General features: G+C 55.0%; 21 protein-coding genes. 9 read left to right on the top strand and 12 right to left on the bottom strand.

What is annotated here, in order from left to right; translation table 11 throughout:
- Positions 1–94: 94 nt before the first annotated feature.
- The 6 genes from D3A97_RS00475 to D3A97_RS00500 form a co-directional block, all read right to left on the bottom strand.
- The gene (locus D3A97_RS00475; RefSeq protein WP_119075542.1) at positions 95–1609 is read right to left on the bottom strand and encodes a sulfatase family protein; all 1515 of its coding nucleotides are present in this window, start codon (positions 1607–1609) and stop codon (positions 95–97) included.
- Between the two features lie 4 nt (positions 1610–1613).
- Positions 1614–3266 (bottom strand): RagB/SusD family nutrient uptake outer membrane protein, encoded by a 1653-nt coding sequence (locus D3A97_RS00480; protein ID WP_119075545.1) that lies wholly within the window; start codon positions 3264–3266, stop codon positions 1614–1616.
- Positions 3267–3284: 18 nt separating this feature from the next.
- Entirely contained in the window at positions 3285–6635 is a 3351-nt protein-coding gene (locus D3A97_RS00485) for a TonB-dependent receptor (RefSeq protein ID WP_157986288.1), read from the bottom strand.
- A 194-nt stretch (positions 6636–6829) separates the two neighbouring features.
- Positions 6830–8035, bottom strand: coding sequence for a FecR family protein (locus D3A97_RS00490; protein ID WP_119075550.1), 1206 nt, complete (start codon positions 8033–8035; stop codon positions 6830–6832).
- Between the two features lie 66 nt (positions 8036–8101).
- Complete coding sequence (locus D3A97_RS00495) at positions 8102–8671, bottom strand: sigma-70 family RNA polymerase sigma factor (RefSeq protein WP_119075552.1); 570 nt, start codon at positions 8669–8671, stop codon at positions 8102–8104.
- A 121-nt stretch (positions 8672–8792) separates the two neighbouring features.
- Entirely contained in the window at positions 8793–9971 is a 1179-nt protein-coding gene (locus D3A97_RS00500) for a proline dehydrogenase family protein (RefSeq protein ID WP_119078355.1), read from the bottom strand.
- 207 nt (positions 9972–10178) lie between these two features.
- Between D3A97_RS00500 and D3A97_RS00505 the strand changes: the two genes are divergently transcribed.
- Positions 10179–10964 (top strand): FecR family protein, encoded by a 786-nt coding sequence (locus D3A97_RS00505; protein WP_198673806.1) that lies wholly within the window; start codon positions 10179–10181, stop codon positions 10962–10964.
- Between the two features lie 87 nt (positions 10965–11051).
- Here the strand turns inward: D3A97_RS00505 and D3A97_RS00510 are convergent, their stop codons facing one another.
- From D3A97_RS00510 to recQ, 3 genes are all read right to left on the bottom strand, one after another.
- Complete coding sequence (locus tag D3A97_RS00510) at positions 11052–11387, bottom strand: hypothetical protein (protein ID WP_119075556.1); 336 nt, start codon at positions 11385–11387, stop codon at positions 11052–11054.
- Positions 11388–11441: 54 nt separating this feature from the next.
- Positions 11442–12425, bottom strand: coding sequence for a sugar phosphate isomerase/epimerase family protein (locus tag D3A97_RS00515; RefSeq protein ID WP_232825802.1), 984 nt, complete (start codon positions 12423–12425; stop codon positions 11442–11444).
- A gap of 154 nt (positions 12426–12579) precedes the next feature.
- Entirely contained in the window at positions 12580–14730 is a 2151-nt protein-coding gene (recQ, locus tag D3A97_RS00520) for a DNA helicase RecQ (protein ID WP_198673807.1), read from the bottom strand.
- A gap of 143 nt (positions 14731–14873) precedes the next feature.
- Here recQ and D3A97_RS00525 point away from each other — a divergent pair, with 143 nt between their 5' ends.
- Together D3A97_RS00525 and D3A97_RS00530 are read left to right on the top strand one after the other, a co-directional pair.
- On the top strand, positions 14874–15266 hold the full coding sequence (locus tag D3A97_RS00525; RefSeq protein ID WP_119075562.1) for a VOC family protein: 393 nt from the start codon (positions 14874–14876) through the stop codon (positions 15264–15266).
- Positions 15267–15483: 217 nt separating this feature from the next.
- On the top strand, positions 15484–16185 hold the full coding sequence (locus D3A97_RS00530; RefSeq protein ID WP_119075565.1) for an alpha/beta fold hydrolase: 702 nt from the start codon (positions 15484–15486) through the stop codon (positions 16183–16185).
- A gap of 60 nt (positions 16186–16245) precedes the next feature.
- Here the strand turns inward: D3A97_RS00530 and D3A97_RS00535 are convergent, their stop codons facing one another.
- From D3A97_RS00535 to D3A97_RS00545, 3 genes are all read right to left on the bottom strand, one after another.
- Positions 16246–16722 carry a DUF4920 domain-containing protein gene (locus D3A97_RS00535; protein ID WP_119075568.1) on the bottom strand — a complete coding sequence of 159 codons (477 nt, stop codon included), beginning with the start codon at positions 16720–16722 and terminating at the stop codon, positions 16246–16248.
- Positions 16723–16965: 243 nt separating this feature from the next.
- Positions 16966–17667, bottom strand: a complete 702-nt coding sequence (locus D3A97_RS00540; protein ID WP_198673808.1) for a LytR/AlgR family response regulator transcription factor — start codon at positions 17665–17667, stop codon at positions 16966–16968.
- A gap of 16 nt (positions 17668–17683) precedes the next feature.
- On the bottom strand, positions 17684–19192 hold the full coding sequence (locus tag D3A97_RS00545) for a sensor histidine kinase (RefSeq protein ID WP_198673809.1): 1509 nt from the start codon (positions 19190–19192) through the stop codon (positions 17684–17686).
- Between the two features lie 131 nt (positions 19193–19323).
- On the opposite strand from D3A97_RS00545, the gene D3A97_RS00550 reads away from it, so the two are divergent.
- The 6 genes from D3A97_RS00550 (at position 19324) to D3A97_RS00575 (ending at position 26455) form a co-directional block, all read left to right on the top strand.
- On the top strand, positions 19324–20202 hold the full coding sequence (locus D3A97_RS00550) for a carbon-nitrogen hydrolase (protein ID WP_119075570.1): 879 nt from the start codon (positions 19324–19326) through the stop codon (positions 20200–20202).
- On the top strand, positions 20199–21245 hold the full coding sequence (locus tag D3A97_RS00555) for an agmatine deiminase family protein (protein WP_119075572.1): 1047 nt from the start codon (positions 20199–20201) through the stop codon (positions 21243–21245). Before D3A97_RS00550 ends, D3A97_RS00555 begins: the two co-directional genes overlap by 4 nt.
- Positions 21246–21345: 100 nt before the next feature.
- Positions 21346–21546, top strand: a complete 201-nt coding sequence (locus D3A97_RS00560; RefSeq protein ID WP_119075576.1) for a hypothetical protein — start codon at positions 21346–21348, stop codon at positions 21544–21546.
- Between the two features lie 207 nt (positions 21547–21753).
- Positions 21754–22629 carry an acyl-CoA desaturase gene (locus D3A97_RS00565; protein ID WP_119075578.1) on the top strand — a complete coding sequence of 292 codons (876 nt, stop codon included), beginning with the start codon at positions 21754–21756 and terminating at the stop codon, positions 22627–22629.
- 118 nt (positions 22630–22747) lie between these two features.
- Positions 22748–24460 (top strand): amidohydrolase family protein, encoded by a 1713-nt coding sequence (locus D3A97_RS00570; protein WP_119075580.1) that lies wholly within the window; start codon positions 22748–22750, stop codon positions 24458–24460.
- Positions 24461–26455, top strand: coding sequence for a gamma-glutamyltransferase family protein (locus D3A97_RS00575; protein WP_119075582.1), 1995 nt, complete (start codon positions 24461–24463; stop codon positions 26453–26455).
- Positions 26456–26487 lie beyond the last annotated feature (32 nt).

The raw sequence follows: 26487 nt of genomic DNA on the forward strand, positions 1-26487 counted from the left end.
TTATGCAGGTACCTGATGGAGAGATTTTTCGCTTACGCGATGCTCAAGCCCATCAAATTACTTTTGAGACAGCCCCTCTTTTTTGCAGTATCCTTTACCGGCTTCTCTCCGATGTCTTTACCTCCTGCAGCAACGCGGCCAGGGCGCTGACCTGCTGCGGATGCTGCGCGGCTTCATTTTTCCGCTCTCCGTCATCTCCTTTCAGGCGGTACAGTTGCGGCGCTTCATCATTGCCCAGCTCTATATTCACAAGGCGCGCTACTTTGGCGCCTTTAGACGGTGCAATATACTTCCAGCCGTTGCTGATCACAGACAGCGCACCGCCCTGGGTGATCAGGTACCTGCGGTCTGTTTTTGATTTGCCCAGCAACTGCGGCAGCCTGTCAAAACTGTCTGGCGCTTCATTGTCTTGCAGCGTTTGCCCGGTGAGTTTTGCGAGGGAAGCAAACAGGTCTACCTGGCTGAACAGCGCATCAGAACGCTGGCCGCCTTTCATACCGGCGGGCCATTGTACAATAAACGGCACCCGCGCACCGGCTTCAAAGGCGCTGTATTTACCGCCTCGCAGGGGGCCTGCCGGGCGGTGGTTGCCCGCCAGTTCCACGGCCTGGTCTACATACCCGTCATTCAATACCGGCCCGTTATCGCTGGTAAAAATGACCATTGTGTTGCGGGTAAGGCCCAGGCTGTCAAGCGCGTGCATGATCTGCCCCACAGACCAGTCCAGTTGCAGAATGGCGTCTCCGCGCAGGCCCATGCCGCTTTTGCCGCGGAACTGGCTGTGCGGGTAGCGGGGTACATGAATGTCTCCGCTGGCAAAGTAGATGAAGAAAGGGCTGCCGGCATGGCGGCCCATGAACGATACAGCCTTGCGGGTGATGTCTCCCGCAATATCCGCATCTTTCCACAACGCGCTATGCCCGCCGCTCATCCAGCCAATGCGGCTGATGCTGTCTACAATGGTCTGGTTATGGCCATGCCCGGGGTCAGGCAGCATCCGCAGCTTTTCCGGATGCTCCGCGCCGGTAGGCTCGTTGCCCACTTTCTGTTTATAGCTTACCTGTATAGGGTCCGCGGGATCGAGGTTGACCACCTGCCGGTTTTCCACGTACACGCACGGCACCCTGTCTAGCGTGGCCGGCATAATGAATGCATAGTTGAAACCGGTTTCAAGCGGCCCCGGCCTTATCTCCCTGTTCCAGTCAATACCTTCCCGGGTGCCGAGGCCCAGGTGCCATTTGCCGATCACGGCCGTCTGGTAACCGGCGCTCTGCAGCATACCGGGCAAGGTGCGCCGGTCTGTGGGCAGAATAAGGGAAGCATCTCCCGGGGCAATGCCCGTATTCTGTTGTTTCCAGGGGTATTTCCCCGTAAGCAGCCCGAAGCGGGAAGGCGTACAGGTGGCGGAAGTGGCGTAGGCGCGGGTGAATTTTACGCCGTTCCTTGCCAGCCTGTCTATATTAGGCGTCTGGATGCGCTGCATGCCGTAGCAGCTTACATCTCCATAACCAAGGTCATCCGCATAGATGACGATGATGTTGGGCTTTTGCTGCTGCGCCAGCGCCCCCAGGGGCAGCAGGCAGCAGCATAAGAGTCTGATGATCTTCATAAGATTATTGCAGTTTCGGGTTGATGTTTACCTCACGTTGCGGTACGGGCCACTTTTCGTCCATGCCGGCGCGGAACGCCTTGCTGGTAACATACCAGCGGCGCGCCGGGTCAACAATATTACCTTTTTTACGCAGGTTCACGGCGGTAGGGAAAGCGGCCCCGTAAAAATCGCCGCTCAGTACCTGCGCGGCAATGCCCCAGCGCAGCAGGTCCCAGTAACGCAGCCCTTCCAGCGCCAGCTCATTACGCCGTTCCCTCCTGAGAATGGTGCGCAGCGCCGCCGCATCTGTTGCGGTTACGGTCGGCATGTTCACGCCGGCCCGGCTGCGCACCTTGTTAATAGTAGCATCCAGCAAAGCCTGGTCTATTGCCTCTCCCGCTTCCAGCTTTGCTTCAAGATAGCTGAGCAGCACCTCAGCATAACGTATAATGGGAAGGTCTATACCTGAGTTTTGCAGATCACCGCCGGCAAACGCGTCGTAGTTATACTTGCGCAGCCCGAAACCTGTTCGGGTACCCTGCTTGGTGGTGGTAAGCTGATCGCGCGAGCTGGTGGAGTCCGGATGGGTGATGTACGGGAACCTCCCGAATTGCGCGTTATTGTACAGCACCGTGTACCCTAACCGCGGGTCACGGTCTTGCGCCACATCTGCCGGGTTATAACGCGGATCATTAAACGAAAACGGCGTACCGTCAGTAAACTCGTAAGATTCCACCAGGCTGCCGAGGGGGCAATACAAATGCCAGCCGCCGGCTATGGCCGGGTAATTGTGCTGCAGCATGCCGTTAGGCGCCAGGTCCTGCAGGTACTGCGTGGCAAAAATGATCTCGTTGCTGGCTTCGTTGGTACCGTTGAAGAGGCTTTCATAATTCGGGTCTATGGCATTATCGTTCAGGTCTACAATGGTTTTGTAGGTAGCCACTGCTTCGGTGAATTTTTGCTCCGCCAGCTGCAGCCTGCCCAGGAAGGCCAGCGCAGCCTGTTGTGTAGCCCTCCCGCGTTCTGCCGCCGGCAGGTCTTTGGCCCGCGGCAGTATGGCAGCCACCGCTGTCAGCTCGTCTTCCACAAACTTCACCACTTCCGCCTGCGGCGCTTTGGACACGGTGTTAGCCTCTTCCAGCGTAAGCGTACTGGTAACCAGCGGCACGTCTTTCCAGTACTGCGACATGTAAAAGTACGTACACGCCCTGATGAAGCGGGCCTCCGCCTCCATCCGCTTCAGCTTGGCTTCCGCAACGGGTGTTTTGCCCAGGTTTTCCAGGAAGAAATTGGCGCGGCCGATGCGCAGGTAGCTGGCCTCCCAGAAATTGCCCAGAATGCCCAGGTCTGCCGTCATGGTGCCGTTGCTCAGGCGGTTGACAACGGAGTTATCTCCCCGGCGGTCATAAGCATTGTCTGAAGCAAACTCCAGGTACAACAGGCCGTGGTAAGACCACCAGTCTGTTGGCGAAAACTCCGCGGTCTTCTGCATCTGTATATTGCTGCGGTATACTCCCGTTAGCGCCAGCAGGGCATTTTGTTCGCTGGTCCAGAATACATCGCTGGAAAAGCTGGCCAGTGGTGATTTGTTCAGTTCCTTGTTGCAGGCGCTGACGGCAAAGGCCAGAACGCCCAGCAATGCAAATATTTTTATGGTTGAGATACGTCGATACATCGTTGCTGGTTTTACCGGTTAAAAATTGATATTGAGGCCTAACGTATAGTTGGCCATGATCGGGTAATACCCCTGGGCTATGGTGAAATAACTGCCCCCTGTATTGGTCTCGGGGTCCCAGCCTTTGCGGTAGTTGCTCCAGGTAAACAGGTTCTCCGCGCTCAGGCTGATGCGTGCCCCCGCAATGCCCGCCCTTTGCAGCCAGGCCGCCGGCACGGCATAACCCAATTGCAGGTTTTTCAGGCGCAGGTAAGCGCTGTTCAGCATCCAGTAAGAAGACATCAGCGTGTTAGGCGTACCCTGGTTGGTGATGATCTCCATGCGGGGATATTTGGCGTTGGGATTGGGATTTTCTTTCGTCCACCGCTCTTCCATCTGCCAGCGCTGCACGTTGCCGTTCTGGTAAAAAGCCCAGCCGTTGTAGTTGTTGAGGAAACCTTTTACACCGCCAATACCCTGCAGCAATACAGACAGGTCAAAACCTTTCCACGATGCGCCGAGATTAATGCCGTAGGTGTATTTGGGAATGGTAGAGCCGAGGAAGGTACGGTCATAGGCCGCGGTCACCTTCCCGTCAGGCTTGCCATCAGGCCCGCTGATATCTTTGTAACGGATGTCTCCCGGTTTGGGACTGGCGCTGATGGCCGTCATGTCATTACCCGCTTTCCAGGCCGCCACATCCGCCTCATCTGCAAACAGGCCGTCTGCCACATAGCCATAGTACAGGTTCATGGGGAAGCCGATGAACAGCGTGCTGCCGTTGCCCACCAGGCCGTTGGGCTGCTGGATGTTGCCCACGCCGAGGTCAAGCACCTTGTTGTTGATGATGCTGAGGTTGGCGCCTGCATGGTATTGCACCGCGCCGATGTGGTGCCGGTGGTTGAACGTGAACTCCCAGCCTTTGTTAGACAGTTTTCCGGAATTTTGCTGCCCTACGCTGGCGCCCAGCACCCAGGATACGCTGGAAGAAGGGCTCACCAGAATGTCATAAGTATACCGGTCAAAATAGCTGAGGCTGATGCTGAACATATTTTTCAGGAAGCTGGCTTCCAGCCCGGCATCCTGTGTGCGGGTGGTTTCCCAGTGAATGGTGGGGTCTGTGATGGTGGTACGGCTGACGCCGGCGCTCACCTGGCCGCCAAACGGATAGTTGAAGCCGGTCCTCAGCAGGTTCTGGTAAGGATAATTGCCAATGTTCTGGTTGCCCAGGCGGCCATAGGAGGCCTTCAGCTTCAGTTCGTCCAGCCAGTTGAAACGGTCTTTCAGAAAAGGTTCTTCCGAAATACGCCAGCCTACTGCCATAGAAGGGAACAGCCCGTATTTGTCATTTTGCGGGAAGCGGGAAGACCCGTCGTACCGGAGCGTAGCTTCGGCCAGGTATTTTCTGCCAAAGTTGTATTGCAGCCGCCCAAAAACAGATTGCAGCGCATACTCCGCCGCCGTGCCGCTGTTGGTCTGCGTGCTGGGGTCTCCGAGGTCCAGTTCCGTAAGGTCGTTGCTGGGCAGGTTGGTCCGTGCCGCCCGCAGATCTTCCGAATATTGCTCTTCAAAGGAGTAGCCCGCCAGCACGCCAAATTCATGACGTTTCACCTGCTTGCGGTATTCCGCCAGCGCCTGCATGGTCTTGTAGTTGGAATAGCTGTTGAACTGTGACAGGGAAGACGGGCCCAGGAAAATGTTGTCGTTGATGCGCTGGGTAGCCAGGAAAGTTTTATCCTGCCCCTGTGTTTGTGTGTAGCCGCCCAGCAGGGACAGCTTCAGGTCAGGGATCACAAACCAGTCCAGCCGCAGGTTGCCGTTCAGGTCTAGTGACCTGCCGCGGTAAAAAGACTCGCTCTCCAGCCACCCTACCGGGTTGCCTTTGTTCACAACGCCGGTGCCCCAGTCTCCGTTGGTCATCTTAATCGGATAAATGGGGGTATACCGTACCACGTTGGTGATGATGCCCATCATATCTGTAACGTCCAGCGTGGCCGGTGTGGCCGGTTCTACCGTGCCAGACTGGATGGCGGAGAGGCGCGCGGTGAGCTTCAGGTTTTTATGCAGGCTGGTACCCAGGTTGAGGCGTACATTGTAGCGGTTGAACTGGTTGCCTTTCACTACGCCGTCCTGGTTGAGATAACCGAGAGACAGCACGTACTGCGTGTTCTCGTTGCCGCTGGAAAGGCTGATGTTGTGGCCCGTTTGCAGGAAACTTTCCTTGAAACTGGCGGAGATGTAGTCAGCGTTGGGAAAATTATCCGGGTCGCTGCCGTTGCGGAACTTTTCAATATCGCCAGCAGAATAAGAGCCCGGCTCCGCCTCGTTCATCAGTTCCGCATACTCCCATGAATTGACGAACGACGGTGTAGCGGTGATCCGCTGCATGCCCACATACCCGTTGTAGCTAACGCGCATTTTCTGGCTGATGCTGCCGGTTTTAGTAGTGACCAATATAACGCCGTTGGCCGCACGGGCGCCGTAAATGGCGGCAGATGACGCATCTTTCAGCACGGAGATGCTTTCTACATCATTAGGATCAATATCATTAAAAGAGCCGGTAGGAATGCCATCTACCAGGATGAGCGCGCTGGGCGTGGCGCCAAAGGAGCCGATGCCCCTCACGTTCAGGTTGGCGGCCTGGCCCGGCCGGCCGTTGCGCTGTATCACCGTAAGCCCCGGCAGTTGCCCGGTAAGCGCTTGCGAAAGCTGGGCTACAGGGCGGTTGCTGATGTCTTTACCGCCTATCTGAGACACGGAGCCGATCAGTTGTGATCTTTTCTGCGTGCCATACCCCACCACCACTACTTCATCTCCTTTCAGCTCCCGTGTTTTAAGCACAATGCTGATGGCCGTTGCGCCCGCCGCCACGCTCACCTCCTGCGTTTCATATCCCACAAAAGAAACCTCCAGCGTGGCTCCATGCGCGGGCACACGGAGGGTGAAGCCACCTTTCGCATCTGTAGAAGCGCCCTGGCTGGTGCCTTTCAATCTTACGCTGGCGCCGGGCAGGGCCACGCCTGATTCATCTTTCACCGTTCCCTTCAGCTCGGTATCCTGCGGCGCGGATGCGCTTGTTGCCGGCGGAGGGGCGTTGTTCTTTTCACGGATCACCACCATGTCATCCACAATATCATAGGTAAGCCCTTTGGGCGGCAGGCAGAAGTCCAGCACCTCATGCAGGCTGGCATCTTTCATGTTAATGCTGACCGTACCGGCCAGTTTCACAATACGGTCTTTATAAAAAAATCGGTAATTGCTCTGTTGCTCTATTTCACGAAACACTGTTTTCAACGAAACAGTTTGCCGCGAAACGGAGATTTTCTGCGAGTAGCTTTTTGCACTGATCTGCAAACACATTGCCAGTTGAATGATGATAGCAAGCCTCATGGCCAGAAAGATTTTGGTACGCCCCGGCCTGCTCCGGCCGGGCGGATTGAACTTCGCTTTTAAAAGCATACTTTTGTTTTGTTTGGGTGATAAAATAGAGCGCTAACTCATTGTTTTAGACATCCCGGACGCCGGCCGGCAGTGTTCCACCACCGCTGGCCTTTTTTTACCGCAATGCCGTTTTGGTTGTTTTGCTATTGTTGAATGGTGATCGTTTTACCGTTAACCATCACATGGATCCCGTTCAGCTCCAGTATCTGCAAGAGCCGGGAAAGCGGCGCCTCCCGGCTGAACTTTCCCGAAAACCCTTCTTCCGTTATGTTGCCCTCATAGCGTACGTCTACATCGTACCAGCGCGCCGCTTCCGCCATAATATCCCGGACCTGCGAGTTCTCGAACCAGAAATAGCCGTTTTTCCAGGCCATTACCTGCCCCAGGTCAGGGCCGTTTTCAAGCGTAATGCCCGCAGCCCCGGCTACGGCCTGCTGCCCGGGTTTCAGCAGCCTGGTATGGGCGCCCCGGGTTACCTTTACGGCGCCCTCCAGCAGAGTGGTACGGGTGGCGGCGTTCTCCGCGTAGGCATTGATATTGAAATGCGTGCCCAGCACTTCCACCATGCTTTCATTGGCCAGCTTCACCCGGAAAGGCCGCGCCGCATCTTTCACTACCTCGAAGTAAGCCTCCCCTTTTACCTCCACCAGCCGCTCCGTGTTGCTGAACACCACCGGGAAACGGAGCAACGATGCGGCATTCAGCCACACCCTGGTACCGTCTGACAGCACCAGTTTATAATAGTTCCCTTTCCCCGTGGCAATAGTATTATATACCGGCGCGCCGCTGTTGCCGGTGGCATTGTATACCAGCTGGCCGTTGGTATGGGTAAATGCGCCGCCCTGCTGTTGCGTGGTGCCGTTGGCCAGGGTGTCCAGCCCAATGGCCGAAGAATCGTCCAGCAGCAGCACGGCCTTTTCCCGGGCGGGGCTGATGTCTGCCGTGGCCACCTGGTCAACGGTAGCGGGTACGGCGGTTTCCCTGTTCCGCAGCAGCCAGAACGCCGAGGAGGCCATTGTACCCAGTATGATAGCCGCCGCGGCAACCCGCCACCAGCGCCTGTTGCGCAAGGGCGTTGCATGCTGCGCTTCCATGCCCCTGTCTACATAAGGCGGCAGTTCCCGCCCATGGGCTTCCGCTCCCAGGATAGCCTGCAGCATGCCCTCCGCTTCATCCGCGTTGGTAACAGGCGCCAGGTGCTCCAGCGCCTCCCCGTGCCGCACAATGAGCGCGGCCAGTTTCTCCGGCGGCGCCTTGCGCACCAGCTCCATCAGCTCCGCGGTCTCTTCCGCCGTGGCCAATTGTTCGTAATAACGTGCAAATAGTTCTTCCAGCCTCTTTTCGCTCATAAACGTGTGATTTCAGATACAAGACAGTAACGGGGGCCGGAATGGGGGGGAGCGCGCCCGTTTTTTTTATTGCAGCAGCAAAATGAGGGCGGCCATCATGGCCAGCCGGTGTTGTACGTAGCGGGAAATAGCCGCGGTAGCCACTTCCAGGTGATATTTGACGGTTTCCCGCCCAATGCCGAGGCGCCCGGCAATTTCTTTATAGGTCAGCCGCTGATGGCGGTGTAGCAGGTACACTTCCTTTTGGCGGTCCGTCAGCCGGTCTATGGCTTCGTCTATCAATGAATAATAAAACGGCGGGGCGTCCTGCACCGGCGGTTGTTCCCTGGCCCAGCGCTCCTGGTTGCGGTGTTCCGCGGCCAGTTTCTGCAAGGCATTAAGGGCGTGGTTCTTTGACACCACCAGCAGGTATGCCTTGAAGCTCCGGATGTTATGCAAGGTTTCCCGTGCCTCCCATATCTTGAGGAACACGTCTTGCACAATTTCCTGCGTAAGCGGTTTGGAAGTGGTAATACGGAAAATATGGGTGTCCAGGAACGGATACCAATGCTCATATAAAGCCCTGAAAGCGGATGAGTTGCCGGAAGCCACGTCTGCGAGTAGCGCTTGTTCGCTTAAATACTTGGTTGCCACCATGTCTGCTGATAGAAATAAATACTAACTGTTTTGCACCTGCGTACTGGTTGTGGAATCTTTACCGTAGAGGGGTTAAAGGTAGCCAATATTTCCATAAATCCTAACGGCGGCGGCATGTCTGTTACAACCTTCTCCGCTTCAGCTCTTCCCTGATCAGGCCCAGCTCCCGCCCCATCTGGCCGGCAATGGAGGTATTTTCCTGCGCCCTGCGGATCAGGTAAGGCATTACGTCTTTTACCGGGCCGTAAGGCAGGTACTTGGACGCGCGGTAACCCGCATGCGCAAGGTTGAACGTAATGTTGTCACTCATGCCATAGAGCTGGGAGAAGCTCACGCGGGGGTGGTTGTGGGGAATGCCTTTTGTATGCAGCAGTTCTGCGGCCAGCATGCAGCTGTCTTCGTTATGGGTGCCGATGAATACGGCCAGGTGATCAAGCCGGTCCACGCAGAAACGCACGGCAGCGTCATAATCTTCATCAGCCGCGTCTTTATTGGGTTGTATGGGGGAGGCGTAATTTTCTTCTTCGGCGCGTTTCCTTTCCTTTTCCATGTAAGCGCCGCGCACCAGCTTGGCGCCCAGCAGGTAACCCGCGGCGCGGGCCTTCTCAAATGATCTTTCCAGGAATGCAAGCCTGTCATGCCGGTACAGCTGGAACGTATTGTAAACGAACACTTCCTGTTTGTTGAAGAGGGCCATCATTTCGTCAGCCAGGTCATCTACCGGCTGCTGCACCCAGCTTTCTTCCGCGTCTACCAGCACTGCGGTGTCTGCTTTTGCGGCGGCTGCGCAGATGGTATGGATGCGTTTGCGCACGCGCTCAAATTCCGCCTGCTCTTCCCCCGTGAGCGCCGTGCCGCTGTGCATTTTTTCCAGCAGGCCGAAACGGGCAAAACCGGTTACCTTGATGGCAATAAAGGGGATGTGGGGTTTGCCGGCGGCAGACTGGATGGCCCTTAGAAATTCGGGAACGGCATTATCGTAGTTCTCTTCTCCTTCCACGGCTTCCACTCCATAGTCCAGCACCACGCCTACGCCGAATTTACCCAGTTCTTCCGCCGCATGTACCGCTTCTTCCAGCGATTCTCCGCCGCAAAACTGGTTAAAGATGGTGGTTTTAATAAGGCCTTTCACCGGCAGGTGCAGCTTAAAGGCCAGCGGAGTAACTATGGCGCCCAGTTTCACCAGCCACGGCCTGCCAATATTGCTGAACAGGAAGTTGGCTCTTTTCAACGCTTTGTCAGACATATGCTCAAAGGCAATGGCCGTATTCTCGAACGATAACGATAGTTGTTGCTCCATGGCGGGCAAAATTAAGGGGATGCCGGTATTCTAACAAAAAACAGCCCCGGCTCGTGATAATTCTCTGACATATATGTAATTTTTGAGGGGATGTTTTTGCGAACTTTTTTTTATTATATTTATCCCCGGACAGCACAACAAATCTCTTTACGCCTAAACATGAGCGCAGCACAAAAGCAATTCAGACGGCCACGTTTTCCACTGTATATGAAAAAGCGCCGCAACTGGCAACCGGTTGCGCTGGGACTTATTATGGCCATGCTCATTACCGCAGGTGTGCTGTACTACGCGGCAGGGCGCCACACCACCCCTTCCGTGCTGCTGGAGCCCGGCCAGCGTTACACCATGTACCATTGCCTTTACGGCAAACGCAAGGCGGTAACCCTGGCAGACAGTACGGTGGTGCTGCTCAACTCCCGCTCCCGGCTGTATGTGCCCGCCGGCTTTCCGCAAACCCGCCGCGAGGTGATACTGGACGGCGAGGCCTTTTTTAATGTGCGCAGCGCCTTCCCGCAACAGTTTACCCTCCATACAGACAAGCTGAACATTACCTCCCGTTCCGGCAACTTCCGCATCCGCTCCCTGGAAAAACAGTCAGGCGCCACCATGTACCTGCTGGCCGGGGATGCCAATGTAGGCAAGTCTTACCACTCGGATACAGACAACGAGCGGGAAAACCTCTCTGCCGGAGAAATGATACTGGCCAATAAAGACATTGACCTGATGGAGAAAGAGACCTTCACGCTGGCGGAACAGCAGGATTGCCTGGAAGGAAAACTGGTGTTTGACAATACGCCGCTGCCTGCAGCGTTAAAGAAGATGGAAGACTGGTTTGGGGTGGAAGTGGAACTGAAGGGGCGCAGCAGCAGTATCTCAAAAGCCGTTTCAGGCGTATTCCGGAACGATTCCCTGCAAGATATGCTGGCTACGCTGGGAGACAGCATCGGCTTTACCTACCGCATTACGCGAGACAAAGTGGTGATCAAATTCTGACAATTCCATATCCTGATACCATTAAATTCAAAAAAAGCCGGCTGACGATCTGCAGCCGGCTTTTGTTATGTATAACATGATGCCTGTTCAGAACTCCCGTTCCTCGATGGGCAGCTTTCTGATGAACTCGTCAAACACATCCCCTTCATAGTCGCTGTAGGTGCCGTAAGCATTGATAATGTAACCAATACTGCCGCTGGTATGCTCCAGCAGGTAAAGCACAGCGGAGTCTGAGGGGTTGGACTCTCCTTCAAAGCGGTACGTGCGGATAATTTTCAGCGCTTCCGTGGTGTATATGGCATGGTCTGCAAGGCTTTGCACACGCCCGTCTTCCAGGAGGCGAAATTCCGTGTCATATCCTCTTTCTTTCAATACTGCCAGTACGCCTGACAGCGTGGTCATACCACCGGGACTTGTCTGCATAAGCTCATGTATTTGATCTCAAAGAAAAACAAAACGGGCTGTTCATTTGTTCGCTCAGCCCAGCTCCGCGCCTATTCTTTTCAGCAGCTCCAGCGTTTTGCGAACACCGGTAGCTTCATCGTCTTTCACGCCTTCGTACTCAATACCCACAAAGCCGGTATAACCCGCATCTTTCACTATTTTGAGCATTTTGCGGTAATCGGTCTCAATACAGTTGCCTTCCGCATCAAAGTCGTGCGTTTTGGCGCTTACGCCCTTGGCAAAAGGCATCAGTTCCGTTACGCCCTTGTAGCGGTCATACTCTTCCAGGCATTTGGTATTGTGCCAGGCCTCCGGCGTATCGTTTTCCGGTTTGGAGCGGTTGATGCAGAAGTTCCCGAAGTCAGGCAGGGTGCCGCAACCGGGTTTATTCACGCCTTTCATCACATCGCTCAGCCAGATGCCGTTGGAAGAATAGCTGCCGTGGTTTTCCACGATCACGCTGATGTTGAAGTCTTTTGCAAAGTCTGTCAGCCTGCCCAGGCCGTCTATGGCGGCTTTCTGCACTTCCGCCGCCGCGCCGTTGCCGGCAGCGTTTACGCGGATGGCGTGGCAACCCAGGAACTGCGCGGCCTCCACCCATTTGTAGTGGTTCTCCACGGCCAGCGTACGTTTTTTGTTATCCAGGTCTCCCAGCTCGCCCTCGCCGTCACACATGATGAGCACGCTGGTCACGCCATTATCGTCTGCGCGCTTTTTCAGATCTGCCAGGTAAGTTTTGTCCTTGGCCTTGTCTTTAAAGAACTGGTTCACGTATTCCACCCCGGTAATGCCATAGTCTTGTTTAGCTTTCTGCGCAAAGTCAAGATTGGTCATTTTTCCGGAAAAAAGGGCGTTATGGAAAGACCATTCCGCCAGTGATATTTTGAAGAAGATATCTTTGGCCGTACCTGCGCCGCCCGTGCTATCTGTTTGGGCAGAATCTGCAGCGCCTGCTTTGCCCGCATTGTTGCAGGCTGCCAGGAAGGCCGGGCCCAGTGTTGCACCTGCGGTGAACATACCGAGCTGGCGTAAAAAGTGTCTACGGTTCGTGGATGATGACATTGGATTAAAAATTTGAAATGGGTAATGAAATGAATAACTGAGACGAACATACGCTTTTCACCAAAAAACGTGGAAGCATAGAACAAAGTAAGCAAAAATCCGAATAATGTCAACTCTGTTCCTGCAGCCAGAAATAGTAATTGAGCACGGCCCTTATTTCCCCGTAAGTAATATCGTTGCCGAGTTTTTCCTTGATAGCGCCTATGGCGTAGCCTCCCATGGTTTCCACGGTTTTCAGGATGGCGGCTACGCGCTGTTCATCGGGCACCAGTTCCCGCACGTCCAGCTCGCCCTTGCGTACAAAGCCGGCCAGGTGGCTTTCTATGGTGCTGACGGAGAGACTGCGCCGCGCCGCAATTTCTTCAATGGCATACCCGTCTATAAACAGCTCGAGAGACTGGCGCTGGCTGCCCCCCGCATCGGGCCGGGGTTTGCGGCTCCGCTGGCGGCCGGGGGCCTTTAAATGCATTTGTGACTGGAGGCGGTGGCGGATGCAGAAGGCCTGCACCGCGTCAAGGAACACATCTCCGTATTTGGCCAGCTTCACGTCTCCGAAGCCGGAAATTTTGGCCAGGTCGCTGCCGGTCAGCGGCAGGTACGTAACCAGCTCCGCGAGGGTGGCGTCTGAAAATATGATATAAGGCGGTACGTTCTCCCGCTCGGCCAGCTGGCGGCGGAGCTGTTTCAGCTCCTGGAACAGGGCGGGATTGGACATCTCCGCTGCTTTTTTGTCTGGCGCCGCTTTGCCCGCGGCGGCCGGGGCAGCCACGTCAAACATCACCTGCTCCCCGCCTTTCAGCACTTTCCAGCTGGTACCGGTCAGTTGCAGCACGGGGTATTCCCCGGCGGACTGTTGCAGGTAACCGAGCTGCATCAGCTCCCGGCCGTATTTTTTCCATTGTTCTTTTGAAATGTCTTTCCCGATGCCGAAGGTCTTAATGGCCTGATGCGCTTCTTTCACTGTGCTGCTGCCCCTCAGGAAGTCTACCACGTAGTTCATCCCGAAGCGTTCCTGCAGGCGGAACACGGCGCTGAGCATTTTTTGCGCGGCAATGGTGCCGTCTTCCCGCTCTATCTGGCCCTGGCAGATGTCGCAATTGCCGCAATGGTCCGGCGCGCTTTCCCCGAAATATTGCAGCAGGTACTGGCGGCGGCACTGGCGGGTCTCACAGAGGCCGGCCATCCGCTCCAGCTTTTTGAGCATCACGGCGGTTTGCGCCTCATTGCCTTCCACCATGGCAAAGTTGCGCAGTTTATATACATCGCCCGGGCTGAAAAAGAGAATGGCCTCGCTGGCCAGCCCGTCTCTCCCGGCGCGCCCCGTTTCCTGGTAATAACCCTCTATATTTTTAGGCAGGTCTGCATGCACCACAAACCGCACGTTGCTTTTGTTAATGCCCATGCCAAAGGCAATGGTGGCTACCATGATACGTACTTCATCCCGCAGGAACTGCTCCTGCCGCGTTTCCCTCACCTCCCGCTCCAGGCCGGCATGGTAAGCGGCGGCGGAAAAACCTTCCGCCTGCAGGTCTGCCGCCAGAGATTCTGTGGCGGCGCGGGAAAGGCAATAGATGATGCCGCTGTCTTCCCGGTGCTCGTCCAGGTAAGCCGTGAGCTGCTCAAAATAATTCCGTTTGGGGCGGATGCCGTAGTAAATGTTGGGGCGGTTGAAAGAGTTCTCGAATACCGTGTAGTTGCGCAGGTTCAGCTTCTCCAGGATGTCTTGCCGCGTTACCCCGTCTGCCGTGGCCGTGAGCGCAATTACCGGCACATGCGGAAAGCGGTCTTTCAGCTGGCCCAGGTACAGGTATTCCTGCCTGAAATCATGCCCCCAGTGGCTGATACAGTGCGCTTCATCAATGGCAAAGAGAGACACCTGCAGCTCTTCCAGCAATTGCAGGAAGTTGCCTTCGCCGATCAGGCGCTCCGGGGCCAGGTACAATAATTTGAGCTGCCCGCTGCGAAGCATTTGCACCACCGTTTGCTGTTCGGCCACGGAGAGCGTGGAATTGAGAAAAGCCGCGGGGATGCCGTTTTGTTTCAGCGCGTCTACCTGGTCTTTCATGAGGGCAATGAGCGGAGATACTACGATGGTAACGCCCTGCAGCGCCAGCGCAGGCAACTGGTAACAAACAGACTTGCCGCCGCCCGTAGGCATCAGCACCATGGTGTCTTTCCCCTGCAGCACGTTTTCAATAACAGCCTGCTGGTTATGCCTGAAATGCGTGTAGCCGAAATGTTGCTTTAACAGAGTTAACAAGGAAGATTGTTGCATGCTCAAAAACTTGTATTAGCCCCCGGCAAATATAAGGGATAAGGTAACAGGTAAAGGAATATTTTAAGTATATTTATCGCAGCGTCATTTACAACTGTACACTTTTAACCCGAAACTTTATTGTGTTTATGAAACTGTTATCACCGATCCCCCAGTTAACGGCTCCGTCATTACAGGATACCGTGGATTTTTATGTGTCTGTGCTGGATTTCACCTGCAACACGCTGGATGAAGAGTGGAAGATAGCCTGCATTAAAAAAGACGATGTAACGGTAGAGCTGGTACACCCGCAGGCACGCTTCCCGTACAACGGCGGAGAGCCTTTTAACGCCCCTGTTTTCACCAGCGGCATTTACATACATCTTGAAGAAGGCAAAGAGATCGATGAGCTGTGGGAGAAGGTGAAAGACAAGGCCGAAGTATGTTTCCCCGTGCAGGACTTTGACTACGGCATGCGTGAGTTCGGCATTTATGATAACAATGGTTACCTGCTGCAATTCGGCCAGGAGATCTCCGCATAAAAAAACCGCAGCGTTGGCACGCTGCGGATATTATCCTTTTAACTCACTTTTTCCTGCTGCGCATGAGGGTTTTCGAGGACAATGCGTTCAGGTGAAAATATTTTATATATATTTTCAGAATATCGTAATAAAGGTATTGGAATGGATGCAGGTGTATATCGTCCTATAAATATAGGCTAATTTGCCGAAACAAACAGCGAACTTTTTATAAAACCCCATGGAACAGATCAAACCGGCCTTACTGTTGTTACACGGCGCACTGGGCGCCCACACTGATTTTGACCCTGTTGTACCGGCGCTGGCCGTTCATTACACCGTTTACCGTTTTAACTTTCATGGCCATGGCGGTTCGCCGCTGCCGGTGATGCCTTTGAGCATTCCCATGTTTTCCCGCCAGCTGCTGGATTTTATAGCGGAGCAAAAGCTGGCGCCCGTGGCCGTATTTGGTTACAGCATGGGTGGTTATGTAGCGCTGCAGGCCGCGCTGGAAGCGCCGGAAGCCTTCAGCCGCATCCAGACCCTGGCCACCAAATTCAGCTGGACGCCGGATACCGCCGCCCGGGAGGCCCGGCGGCTGAATGCCGCCACCCTGCGTGAAAAAGCGCCAGACTATGCCGCCGCGCAACAGCAATTGCACGGGGAGCAGGAATGGGGGCCCCTGCTGGCGGCCACGGCCATTATGATGGAAAACCTGGGCAGTGAGCCCCTCCTCACCGCGGACACCCTGAAAAACATAACAGTGCCGGTGCGGGTGATGGTGGGAGACCGGGACGCCATGGTGAGCATAGAGGAAACAGTGGCCACCTACCGGCAATTGCCCCAGGCCTCACTAACAGTGCTGCCGGATACGAAACATCCGCTGGAAAAAGTAAACAGCGCGGTACTGATCTGGGAGATCAGGTCTTTTATGACGGTATGACCAGGTTGCCGCAGAAAAATGAGGCTTCACCGGCTGGCCGGCGCAGCCTGCCGGTATGGGTCATTTCACCACCAGCACCCCGTCTGCCACAATCACAATGTCTTTCCTGGGCGCGGTGATCTTTGCAATTTCATCTTTGCTTTTGCCGGCATCTTCAGCAAAATGGCGCAGGCGCTCTACAGACGTTTCATTCACCCGGGCCACACCTTCTACTACCACGGTTTTGCCAACAATGTTCTGGGGCATAAAAAAAGCATAGTCTGTAAACTTCACCATAATGGCATCGCCTGTGGGCCTTTCCAGCTTCATGAAGCAGCCTTTCTTTTTGCATACTTCCACTACCTTGCCTTCAATTTTGCCGGTAAAAGCGGTATCTGTCTGCAATTGCTGCTGCAGCTCGGGAATGGCCACTGCCTGGTCCGCGGTAACGGCTTTGCCGTAGGTAACGCCCGGTTTGGCAGGCTCAATGGAAGACTGGGCATAGGTGGCGGCGGTAGCAAACAAACCGGCTGCCAGCAACAGGATGGATTTTGTCATTGTCGGTCTAGATTTAGGCCCAAAGATACGGCATTCCGCAGGCGGCGGCAATAGAAGAATTTTTTAAATTATACTTAGATATAATATATCTTTGTGCCAGATTTAAGTGTTGACCGAATACACTTTACAGGAAACGGGCTTGCTTTTTTGGCGACGCCCGTTTTTTTGCGCCCCGCAGTCAAATGTCGCGCACCGGGCGCTGCTCCCGCGCCGGATAGTACGCGCCGCTCACTGCCAGTACGCCTACCCCGCCTCCGGCGCCGCCCCCGCAATACGCGCTACGGCCTCCCCGTAGGCCGCGCCAATAGGTATCACTGCGTGGCGGATGTATACGCTGTTACGGTCTATACGGTCTACCTGGTGGTTGGCTACAATGAACGAACGGTGTACCCGGGTAAACTGCGCGGCCGGCAGCAGCGCCAAAGCCTCTTGCATAGACAGGCGGGAAATCACTTTTTTGTCTTGCAGCACAAAGTTCACATAGTTGCCCGCGCTCTCCAGGTACAGTACTTCAGCCAGTTCCACTTTATATTGTTCATACCCGCTTTTGATAAAGATATAATCCTGCTGGGGCCGCTCCTGCCGCAGCAGCATAAGACTGTGCGCCTTGTTGCAGGCCTTCAGGAAACGGGCCAGGGAAAAGGGTTTCAACAGGTAATCAATAGCGTCCAGCTCAAAGCTTTGCACGGCATGTTCCGAATAAGCGGTGGTAAAGACCGTCATGGGCGGTTCATGCAGGCTGGCCAGAAATTCCAGCCCTGAAATGTCAGGCATTTTAATGTCCAGGAAAATGAGGTCTATTTTTTCCCGGCGCAGCAGTTCCATGGCCTCAAACGCATTGGTAAACGAGCCTTTCATTTCGAGATAGGGCACCTTGGCGGCATGCGCCTGTATCACGGAGAGGGCTACGGGCTCGTCATCAATGGCAATGGCTGTCATTTTCATATTTACAAGGTACGCTTTATTGGGTGTCTATGGTCAGGTGCACAAAAAACTCGGTGTTCGTTTCGCGGATGCTCAGCTCATGTTTGCCGGGGTACAGCAACGCCAGCCGCCGCCTCACATTGTTGAGGCCAATACCGAGACTGGCCTTTTCCGGGTCATTGTCCGGCTTGGGATGCACGCTGTTATAGGCATCAAAATAAATATGGCGCTCATTGCAGGAAAGGGAAACCACTATCCAGGAGCGGCTGCGCAGGCTGATACCGTGCTTGAAGGCGTTTTCCACAAAGGGTATCAGCAGCATGGGCGCAATAAAATGATCGCAGTGCTCTTCCCGGATGTTCACCTCGATCTTGATGTCTGGCGACGCCTGCGTACGCAGGCGCTGCAGGGAAATGTAGTTCTGCAGGTAGCCCACTTCCTTGCTCAGCTCTATCTTCTCCTGGTGGTTCTCATGCAGCATGAAACGCATCATGTCCCCCAGCTTCTGCACCCCTTCACTGGTGCGGAGCGCGTTTTCCTCCAGGGCCGTACCGTACAGGGTATTGAGCGCGTTGAAAAGAAAATGAGGGTTGATCTGGGAGCGCAGAAAGTCCAGATTGGCGGAAGAGCGACCCAGCGCTTTCTCCAGGTTCAACACCTCATTCTTTTGTTTCATTCTGGTCTTTGAGAGGATGAAGGCCAGCGGCAGTACAAACAGTATCTCGCCAAATATGGTGATGGTGAGCACAATGCCCATCTCGTGTATCCGTGTGGTAAAGCCAATGAGAATGGTAGACAGCCCGCAGAAAAAGATCATGATCAGCAGCAGGTTGCGCCAGAGAATAGGCCAGCGCTGTTCCTTGCGGTGAAATGGCGGGAAGATGAAATAGTACAGCAGGATGTACACCACCAGGTAGTTGAGCCCCGTCCAGAACACGGCCTTGAACGCCGCATAGCGGTTGTCTTGCGTGAGCATTACCAGCCATATCACCCAGGCCGCCAGCATCAGGATGATCTCTACCGTTATCTTTTTCCATACCTGCCATTCTGTGAACTGCGCATGCAGAAAGCGGAAATACAGGTACTTGGCGCCGTAATAGATAACATACGCCGCGGCCATCACAATGGTGGCCACAAAAGCCCTGCCGGCGCACCAGTAGTGAAAATCCCCCGCTGTTTTATACCCCAGCATATACCCGAAACGGTAACTGTAGGCCACCATGGTAAAGGTGAAAAACACCAGCGCTACGGCCGCCAGCAGCAGTATGCCCGCCAGGTACCTCCGCTGTTCCATAAACCCGGGAACGATCCACTGGTTCACGCTGACAAAAACAAGGTATACCAGCGTGGCTATCAGCAGCTTGGGCATGATGAAGTGCGTGAAGTTGTCGAACGCCATGTTGTTGTCCTCAAACAACCGTTCCACATGATAGCCATAGGCAAAAGGTTCCGCTTCATGGAAGAGGGTGGGATATAAAACCGCGAAGAGCACCATCAGGTATAACCCCGATGCCAGCCATAACTCCGCTTTCCTGATCGTATGCATGTTTGTTTCTTTCCTGCAATAATAATAAACCCTGCGTATGCCCTGCGCCAAAATGGGACGGAACGGAGGGAATATGGGACGAAAACACGGGTTTTTCATACCTTTGTACCCGTTCAATAACGGGCATTTCAATGGCAAAAGTAAAAGTAGGATTCGTTCAGATGAGCTGTTCTGCCAACAAGGCGCAGAACCTTTCGAAAGCCATCAGCAAAGTAAAAGAGGCCGCAGCAAAGGGCGCGCAGGTAATATGCCTGCAGGAGCTGTTCACTTCCCTCTATTTCTGCGATGTGGAAGATTATGACAATTTCAAACTGGCGGAGCCCATCCCCGGCCCATCTACAGAGGCCCTGGGCCAGGTGGCCGCGGAACTGGGCGTGGTGATCATTGCCTCCCTGTTCGAAAAACGGGCGGAAGGACTGTACCACAACACCACCGCCGTGCTGGACGCAGACGGCAGCTACCTGGGCAAATACCGCAAAATGCACATCCCTGACGACCCGGCGTATTATGAGAAGTTCTACTTCACCCCCGGCGACCTGGGATATAAAGTGTTCAAGACAAAATTTGCCACCATCGGCGTGCTCATCTGCTGGGACCAGTGGTACCCCGAAGCAGCGCGCATTACCGCGCTCATGGGCGCGGAGATACTCTTCTACCCCACCGCCATTGGCTGGGCCACCAGCCAGGATGAGGCCACCAACACCGAGCAGTACAACGCCTGGCAGACCATTCAGCGCAGCCACGCCGTAGCCAATGGCATACACGTGGTAAGCGTGAACCGCGTAGGGCTGGAACAGAACGGGCTGATGAAATTCTGGGGCGGCTCTTTCATAGCCAACCCCTTTGGCACCGTCCTGTACCAGGGCAGCCACGAAGAAGAAGAAACGGTAGTGCAGGAGCTTGACCTCTCTAAAACGGACCGCTACCGCACACACTGGCCTTTCCTCCGTGACCGGCGCATAGATTCCTACCAACCGATTACTAAAAGATACATTGACGAAGAAGCATGACGCATCCCACTCCCAAACAGCTGGGCTACTTTTTTCCCGCAGAGTTCCATCCCCATACCGCCACATGGCTAAGCTGGCCGCATAAGGAAGCGAGCTGGCCGGGGAAGATCCATACCATTTTCCCGCATTACAGCCGTTTTGTGAAGTACCTGGCAGACAGCGAGCTGGTGCGCATCAACGTGGCCAACAGCACCATGCAGGCCTTTGCCACGGAACAGTTGCTGAAAGCCGGCGTGAACATGGACAAGGTGGAGTTTTTTGAACACCCCACCAATGATGCCTGGTGCCGCGACCATGGCCCGGCCTTCCTGATCAATCCCGCCGCCGCGGAAAAAAAGGCGGTGGTAGACTGGAACTACAACGCCTGGGGCGGCAAGTACCCGCCCTTTGACCTGGACGATATCATCCCCACCCGCATAGCCCGCCATTTCAACCTGCCGCTGTTCAACCCCGGCATCATCATGGAAGGCGGCTCGGTGGAATTTAACGGTAAAGGCACCATTCTCACGTCTACCTGCTGCCTGCTGAACGAAAACCGCAACCCCCACCTCAACCGGGAACAGGTGGAAAATTACCTGCACCAATATTATGGCGCAGAACAGGTACTGTGGGTGGAAGACGGCATTGTGGGAGACGATACGGACGGGCACATAGATGATACCATCCGTTTTGTGAATGAAGACACCGTGCTCACCGTAATAGAAACAGACCGGCAAGACGAGAACTACGCCCTGCTGCAGCAGAACCTCCGCCAGTTGCAGCAAATGCGGCTGCTCAACGGCAAACAGCTGAACATTGTAACGCTGCCCATGCCTGACGCGGTGGTGTTCGAAGACCAGCGCCTGCCGGCCTCCTACGCCAATTTCTACATCAGCAACAAATACGTGATTGTCCCTACTTTCCAATGCGCGAAAGACGATGAAGCGCTCGGCATTATTGCCGGCTGCTTCAAAGACCGTGAAGTGGTGGGGATAGATTCTACGGACATTATCTGGGGGCTGGGAAGTTTCCACTGCCTGAGCCAGCAGGAGCCGGCCGTGTAGGGAACATATTTACGCTGTAGAAATTATTACACACAACATTTCTTTAGGTTTTTCTGGCACGGGCATTGCCGTTTTGTTCCTGAACCAAAAAACATTAGTCATGAAAAGTATCATCATTGCAGCCTCCGTATTAGGCGCCACAGCAGCAGGCGTTTTCTGGTACATGAAAAACCGCAACCGGGCAGATGCAGCGTTGAACGATGTGAAGGAAGCCGCCAAAAACGCCTATAACAGGATGTACAAACATGGCAAAAAAGCCGCCCGTAAAACCAATGCCATGGTGAATGAATCACTGGCATAACTTATTTACTTCCCGCAAGTATGATATATTCAAACGGCCCTTGTGCTTTTGAACGGGGCCGTTTGCATATATACCTCTCCGCTCCCCATGCGGAAAAGTTAAATCCATGTTAAAAAAGAGCGGATTGACCGCAACCAGACCTTCCCGCCCCAACATCCGTTGACCACAATCATTGCTCATTTACAAAACAGGATTTACTTTTGATGTATGAACAACACAAACCCGAAAAGCAAGGGCACTAACTGGCTCCATGAAATGGATTTTATTGGGATGCACTTTGTGCCGTTCCTGGCCTTCTTTACGCACGTAACGGCGTTTGACTGGATATTGTGCGCCGTACTGTATTTTGTACGGATGTTTTTTGTGACCGGCGGCTATCACCGGTATTTCTCGCATCGTTCCTATAAAACCTCGAGATTCTTCCAATTCATACTGGCATGTGGCGCTCAAAGCAGTTTCCAGAAGGGCGCGCTCTGGTGGGCGGCCAATCACCGCGTGCACCACAAGCACAGCGATACGCCGGAAGACCCCCATTCCGCCAAAATATATGGTTTCTGGCATGCCCACATCGGCTGGATCATGGATAAGGAGCATAAAGAAACACGGTATGACCTCATCAAGGATATGAAACACAAGGAGTTGTTCTGGCTCAACAAATACCATTTTGTGCCCCCGCTGATACTGGCGGCCGTGGTATATTTCATCGGCAACAAGGTGAACGGCGCGGGCTGGTTTGACTGGTCTGCCGGCCTCTCCACCCTTTTCATCGGTTTCTTCCTTAGCACCATCCTGCTGTTTCACGGTACCTTCACCATCAACTCGCTGATGCACAGCATTGGCAAGCCACGCTACAAAACCGGAGACGAGTCCCGCAACAGCTTCATACTGGCGCTGGTAACGCTCGGCGAAGGCTGGCACAATAATCACCACTACTACCAGAGCGCGGCCCGGCAGGGTTTTTACTGGTGGGAAATAGACATCACGTACTACGTTATCCGCATGCTGGGCCTGCTGGGGATTGTATGGGATATCAGGGGGGTGCCGGAAAAAGTAAAGGAAAGCAACAAAGTACTGCAGGCATAAGATCAGCCTATACAAGATACCGGAACGGTGCGCAACAGCTGTACAACAGTTTGCGCACCGTTTCTTTTTTAATAACTTGGACGGGCAAATACTATTTGGTATCCCTCAACCCTGCAGCATGCCTGAAAAACCCGTCATTAACTGCCATACCCATATCTTCACAGGAGACAGCGTACCGCCCTGGCTGGCGAAGAAGTTCCTCCCCTGGCCGTTCTATTACCTGCTGCCGGTTACGCTGCTGGTAAAACTCTGCAGGGCCTGGTTCCGCGGGCCGCACCGCTGGCGCCACTACCCCTGGCATAAAAAGCTCACCCGCGCCTTGTACCGCTTCTGGATATTTGTGAGCCGCAATTACATGGCCACCACGCTGCATACCATTGTGGGCGTAGTGCTCACCTACCACATCCTGTTCTGGCTCCAGGACCTGATCAGCCCGGAAAGCTGGGTGCATGGCCCCTTGCAGTACCTGCGGCAGCTGGCGCGCACCTACCATCTTGAAATACCGGCGCCAAACACCTGGCTCCGGTTATTATGCATACTGGTATTCCTCACCCTGTTCCCTTCCGGCCGCAACCTGCTGTTTTTTGTGCTGCGCCAGGGCTGGAAGCTGCTGCGCAGCCTGCCCGGCCGCCAAACACTGCGGCTGGCGGAACGGTACATGAACCTGGGCCGCTTCTCCTTCCATACCCGGCAGCGCACCATCCTGGGCCGCCTGATGCGCCAGTATGAGACCGGCAGCCGGTTCATCATTCTGCCTATGGACATGGACTATATGGGCGCCGGCAAACCGCCAGTACGCTACCGGCAGCAAATGGAAGAACTGGCAAAGCTGAAAGAAAAAAATGAGCTGAAAGACCTGATCCATCCTTTTGTATTTGCAGACCCGCGGCGCATGGCGGCAGAGCCTGATTATTTCCGGTACCGGGTGGAGCAGGGGCGCATGGTACTGGAAGACTGTTTTCTCAAAACGTACCTGGAAGACCGGGCCTTCTCCGGTATCAAGATATACCCCGCGCTCGGCTACTTCCCTTTTGATGAAAAGCTGCTGCCGCTCTATAAATATGCGGCAGACAACGGCATACCCGTAATGACGCATTGCATCAAGGGCACCATCTTCTACCGGGGCAGGAAAGAAAAAAGCTGGGACCAGCATCCCGTATTCAGGCAGGCCATGGGAGATAACACCTATCAACCCCTGCTGCTGCCGCAGAAAAAGAATATCGACTTCACCCTCAACTTCACACATCCGCTCAATTACCTGTGCCTGCTGCATCCGGAGCTGCTGCAGCAACTGGTGGCATCATCCGCAGGCCCGCTGCTGCACCAGGCCTTTGGTTATGACCCCGCAAAAGGCACCATGAGCGGGAGTCTGGAACAACTGAAGCTCTGCTTCGGGCATTTTGGCGGGGAAGACCAGTGGGAGCAGTTCTTTGAGCATGACAGGGAAAACTACAGCGCCCGCCTGTTTACCCATCCCGAACGAGGCGTTGAGTTCCTGACAGACGATGCCGGGCGGCCCTCTCCTGGCAAGCCGGAGCAGGTTTGGAAAGGAGTGGACTGGTACACCATTATTTGCAGCCTGATGCTCCAATACCCCCAGGTATACGCGGATATCAGCTACATCCTGCACGATGGGGAGGCCGTGTTCTCCCTGCTGAAACAAACCCTGCAACACCCCGTGTTGCGCCAGCGGGTGCTGTACGGCACGGATTTTTACGTAGTGCGTAACCACAAGAGCGACAAGCACCTGCATGCCGCCATGCTCACCGGTTTGTCTGAAGAGGAGTTTGCGCTTATTGCCTGCGTCAATCCAACTAAGTATCTTAGGTAAATGAAACTGACCTGCTTTATCCTGTTGCTGCTGGCAGCCCCTGCCACGCTGCTGCATGCGCAGCAAACCCAGAAACCGCCACTGCATGGCAAACACTGGATGGCCATTACCGGCAAACCGCTGGCGGCCACGGCGGGCGCCGCTATTTTCCAGCAGGGCGGCAACGCTGTAGACGCGGCCTGCGCCATGCTGGCGGCCACCTGCACCATGTGGGACGTGCTGAGCTGGGGCGGTGAAACGCAGGCGCTCATCTACCATCCCAAAACAGGAAAAGTAATTGCCATCAACGCCCTGGGCGTAGCCCCCACGGGCGCTACACCAGCATTTTACAAAGCGAAAGGATACAGTTTCCCGCCGGAATACGGCCCGCTGGCGGCCGTCACACCGGGTACGCCGGGCGGCCTTTGCCATATGCTGGCCCACTACGGCACCATGAGCCTGCAACAGGTGCTGGCCCCCGCCATGGAAATGGCGAAAGGTTACCCCATGGAAGCACAAACGGCCAACAGCATAGAAAGGGAGAAAGCCCTGATCAAACAATGGCCTTACAGCAAAACCGTATTCCTGACCCACCCCGGGGAAAAACGCGAAGCACCGGAGGCGGGTGAAATATTTGTGCAGCGGGACCTGCTGGCCACCCTCGGCAAAATGGTGGAGGCGGAACAACAGGCGCTCGAAAGCGGCAAGGACCGCAAGCAAGCCATCATGGCGGCATATGACCGCTTCTATACAGGAGACATAGCCCGCGAGTTTGTGCGCGGCTGCCGGGAGCAGGGCGGCCTCATTACCCTGGAAGACCTGGCCCGCTGGAAGCCGGTGGAGGAAGAACCCCTGCACATCAACTACAAAGGCATTGACGTATACAAACTACAGGAGTGGACGCAAGGGCCCGCGCTGCTGCAAAGCCTCAACATGCTGGAAAATATTGACCTCAAGGCCATGGGCTACAACTCCACCCGGTACATTCACACGTTGTACCAGGTGATGAACATGGCCTTTGCCGACCGGGATTTTTATTATGGCGACCCGTCTTTTTCCCCCAGGCCACCCATCAAAGGCCTGCTGAGCAAGGCCTACGCCAGGCAACGCGTGCAGCAGATGCGGCAAGACAGGAACAATCCTACCGTACAACCCGGAGACCCCTACCCTTTTGAAGGCGGCACAAACCCGTTTTTGTCTTTGCTGAAAGAAAGAATGAAACTGGCGGATACTGCCGCGCCCGCCAAGCCGGGGCAGGTGGTACCGAAACACGATGCGGCGGCCGGACCGGGGAGCATTGCCCCCGGGGAAGCAGACTGGCAGCAGCACGATGTGCTGACGGCCGCGGTAGCCGGAGAAGCTGGTAAGCTGCAACATAATGCGCTGGCCGCCGAAGCCGCATACCAGTCCCGCCTCTGGCGCGGCACCACCACCGTAGAGGCCGCGGACGCGGAAGGCTGGGTAGTGTCTATCACCCCCAGCGGCGGCTGGATGCCTGCCTGTATTGCCGGCCGCACTGGCGTTGGCATGAGCCAGCGGGCGCAAAGTTTTGTGCTGGACCCCGTGATCAACCCCTTTAACGTAATAGCGCCCGGCAAACGGCCGCGGGTAACGCTCACCCCTTCCCTCGCGTTGAAAGACGGCAAGCCTTACCTGGCATTCGGGGTGCAGGGTGGCGATACGCAAGACCAGAACCTGCTGCAGTTTTTTCTGAACATGGTGGAATTTGGGATGACGGTGCAACAGGCTACAGAAGCCGCCAACATCAACAGCGAACAACTATGGCTGTCACTTGGCGGGGACAGCCTCAAGGCACGCCTGCCCCGGCCCGGCCACCTGCTGCTGCAGGCCGGCACCTCCGCGCAAACAAGGGCGGAGCTGGAAAAGATGGGTTATAAACTGACCTTCAGGCAACGCACCAGCGGGCCCATCAATGCCATTTATTTTGACCGGGAGCATGGCTCCCTCTGGGGCGGCAGCAGCAATCACGGGGAAGATTACGGCATCGGATGGTGACTTTCCCGGTATTATTCCTTACACTTGTCTCA

This window comes from Chitinophaga alhagiae (assembly GCF_003568665.1).
In the GTDB taxonomy this organism is placed as follows: domain Bacteria; phylum Bacteroidota; class Bacteroidia; order Chitinophagales; family Chitinophagaceae; genus Chitinophaga; species Chitinophaga alhagiae.

Excerpts from the sequence above, each read along its gene's own strand:
- D3A97_RS00475 (WP_119075542.1), bottom strand. The coding sequence starts at position 1,609 with ATGAAGATCATCAGACTCTTATGCTGCTGCCTGCTGCCCCTGGGGGCG.
- D3A97_RS00480 (WP_119075545.1), bottom strand. The coding sequence starts at position 3,266 with ATGTATCGACGTATCTCAACCATAAAAATATTTGCATTGCTGGGCGTT.
- D3A97_RS00485 (WP_157986288.1), bottom strand. The coding sequence starts at position 6,635 with ATGAGGCTTGCTATCATCATTCAACTGGCAATGTGTTTGCAGATCAGT.
- D3A97_RS00490 (WP_119075550.1), bottom strand. The coding sequence starts at position 8,035 with ATGAGCGAAAAGAGGCTGGAAGAACTATTTGCACGTTATTACGAACAA.
- D3A97_RS00495 (WP_119075552.1), bottom strand. The coding sequence starts at position 8,671 with ATGGTGGCAACCAAGTATTTAAGCGAACAAGCGCTACTCGCAGACGTG.
- D3A97_RS00500 (WP_119078355.1), bottom strand. The coding sequence starts at position 9,971 with ATGGAGCAACAACTATCGTTATCGTTCGAGAATACGGCCATTGCCTTT.
- D3A97_RS00505 (WP_198673806.1), top strand. The coding sequence starts at position 10,179 with ATGAAAAAGCGCCGCAACTGGCAACCGGTTGCGCTGGGACTTATTATG.
- D3A97_RS00510 (WP_119075556.1), bottom strand. The coding sequence starts at position 11,387 with ATGCAGACAAGTCCCGGTGGTATGACCACGCTGTCAGGCGTACTGGCA.
- D3A97_RS00515 (WP_232825802.1), bottom strand. The coding sequence starts at position 12,425 with ATGTTCACCGCAGGTGCAACACTGGGCCCGGCCTTCCTGGCAGCCTGC.
- D3A97_RS00525 (WP_119075562.1), top strand. The coding sequence starts at position 14,874 with ATGAAACTGTTATCACCGATCCCCCAGTTAACGGCTCCGTCATTACAG.
- D3A97_RS00530 (WP_119075565.1), top strand. The coding sequence starts at position 15,484 with ATGGAACAGATCAAACCGGCCTTACTGTTGTTACACGGCGCACTGGGC.
- D3A97_RS00535 (WP_119075568.1), bottom strand. The coding sequence starts at position 16,722 with ATGACAAAATCCATCCTGTTGCTGGCAGCCGGTTTGTTTGCTACCGCC.
- D3A97_RS00540 (WP_198673808.1), bottom strand. The coding sequence starts at position 17,667 with ATGAAAATGACAGCCATTGCCATTGATGACGAGCCCGTAGCCCTCTCC.
- D3A97_RS00545 (WP_198673809.1), bottom strand. The coding sequence starts at position 19,192 with ATGCATACGATCAGGAAAGCGGAGTTATGGCTGGCATCGGGGTTATAC.
- D3A97_RS00550 (WP_119075570.1), top strand. The coding sequence starts at position 19,324 with ATGGCAAAAGTAAAAGTAGGATTCGTTCAGATGAGCTGTTCTGCCAAC.
- D3A97_RS00555 (WP_119075572.1), top strand. The coding sequence starts at position 20,199 with ATGACGCATCCCACTCCCAAACAGCTGGGCTACTTTTTTCCCGCAGAG.
- D3A97_RS00560 (WP_119075576.1), top strand. The coding sequence starts at position 21,346 with ATGAAAAGTATCATCATTGCAGCCTCCGTATTAGGCGCCACAGCAGCA.
- D3A97_RS00565 (WP_119075578.1), top strand. The coding sequence starts at position 21,754 with ATGAACAACACAAACCCGAAAAGCAAGGGCACTAACTGGCTCCATGAA.
- D3A97_RS00570 (WP_119075580.1), top strand. The coding sequence starts at position 22,748 with ATGCCTGAAAAACCCGTCATTAACTGCCATACCCATATCTTCACAGGA.
- D3A97_RS00575 (WP_119075582.1), top strand. The coding sequence starts at position 24,461 with ATGAAACTGACCTGCTTTATCCTGTTGCTGCTGGCAGCCCCTGCCACG.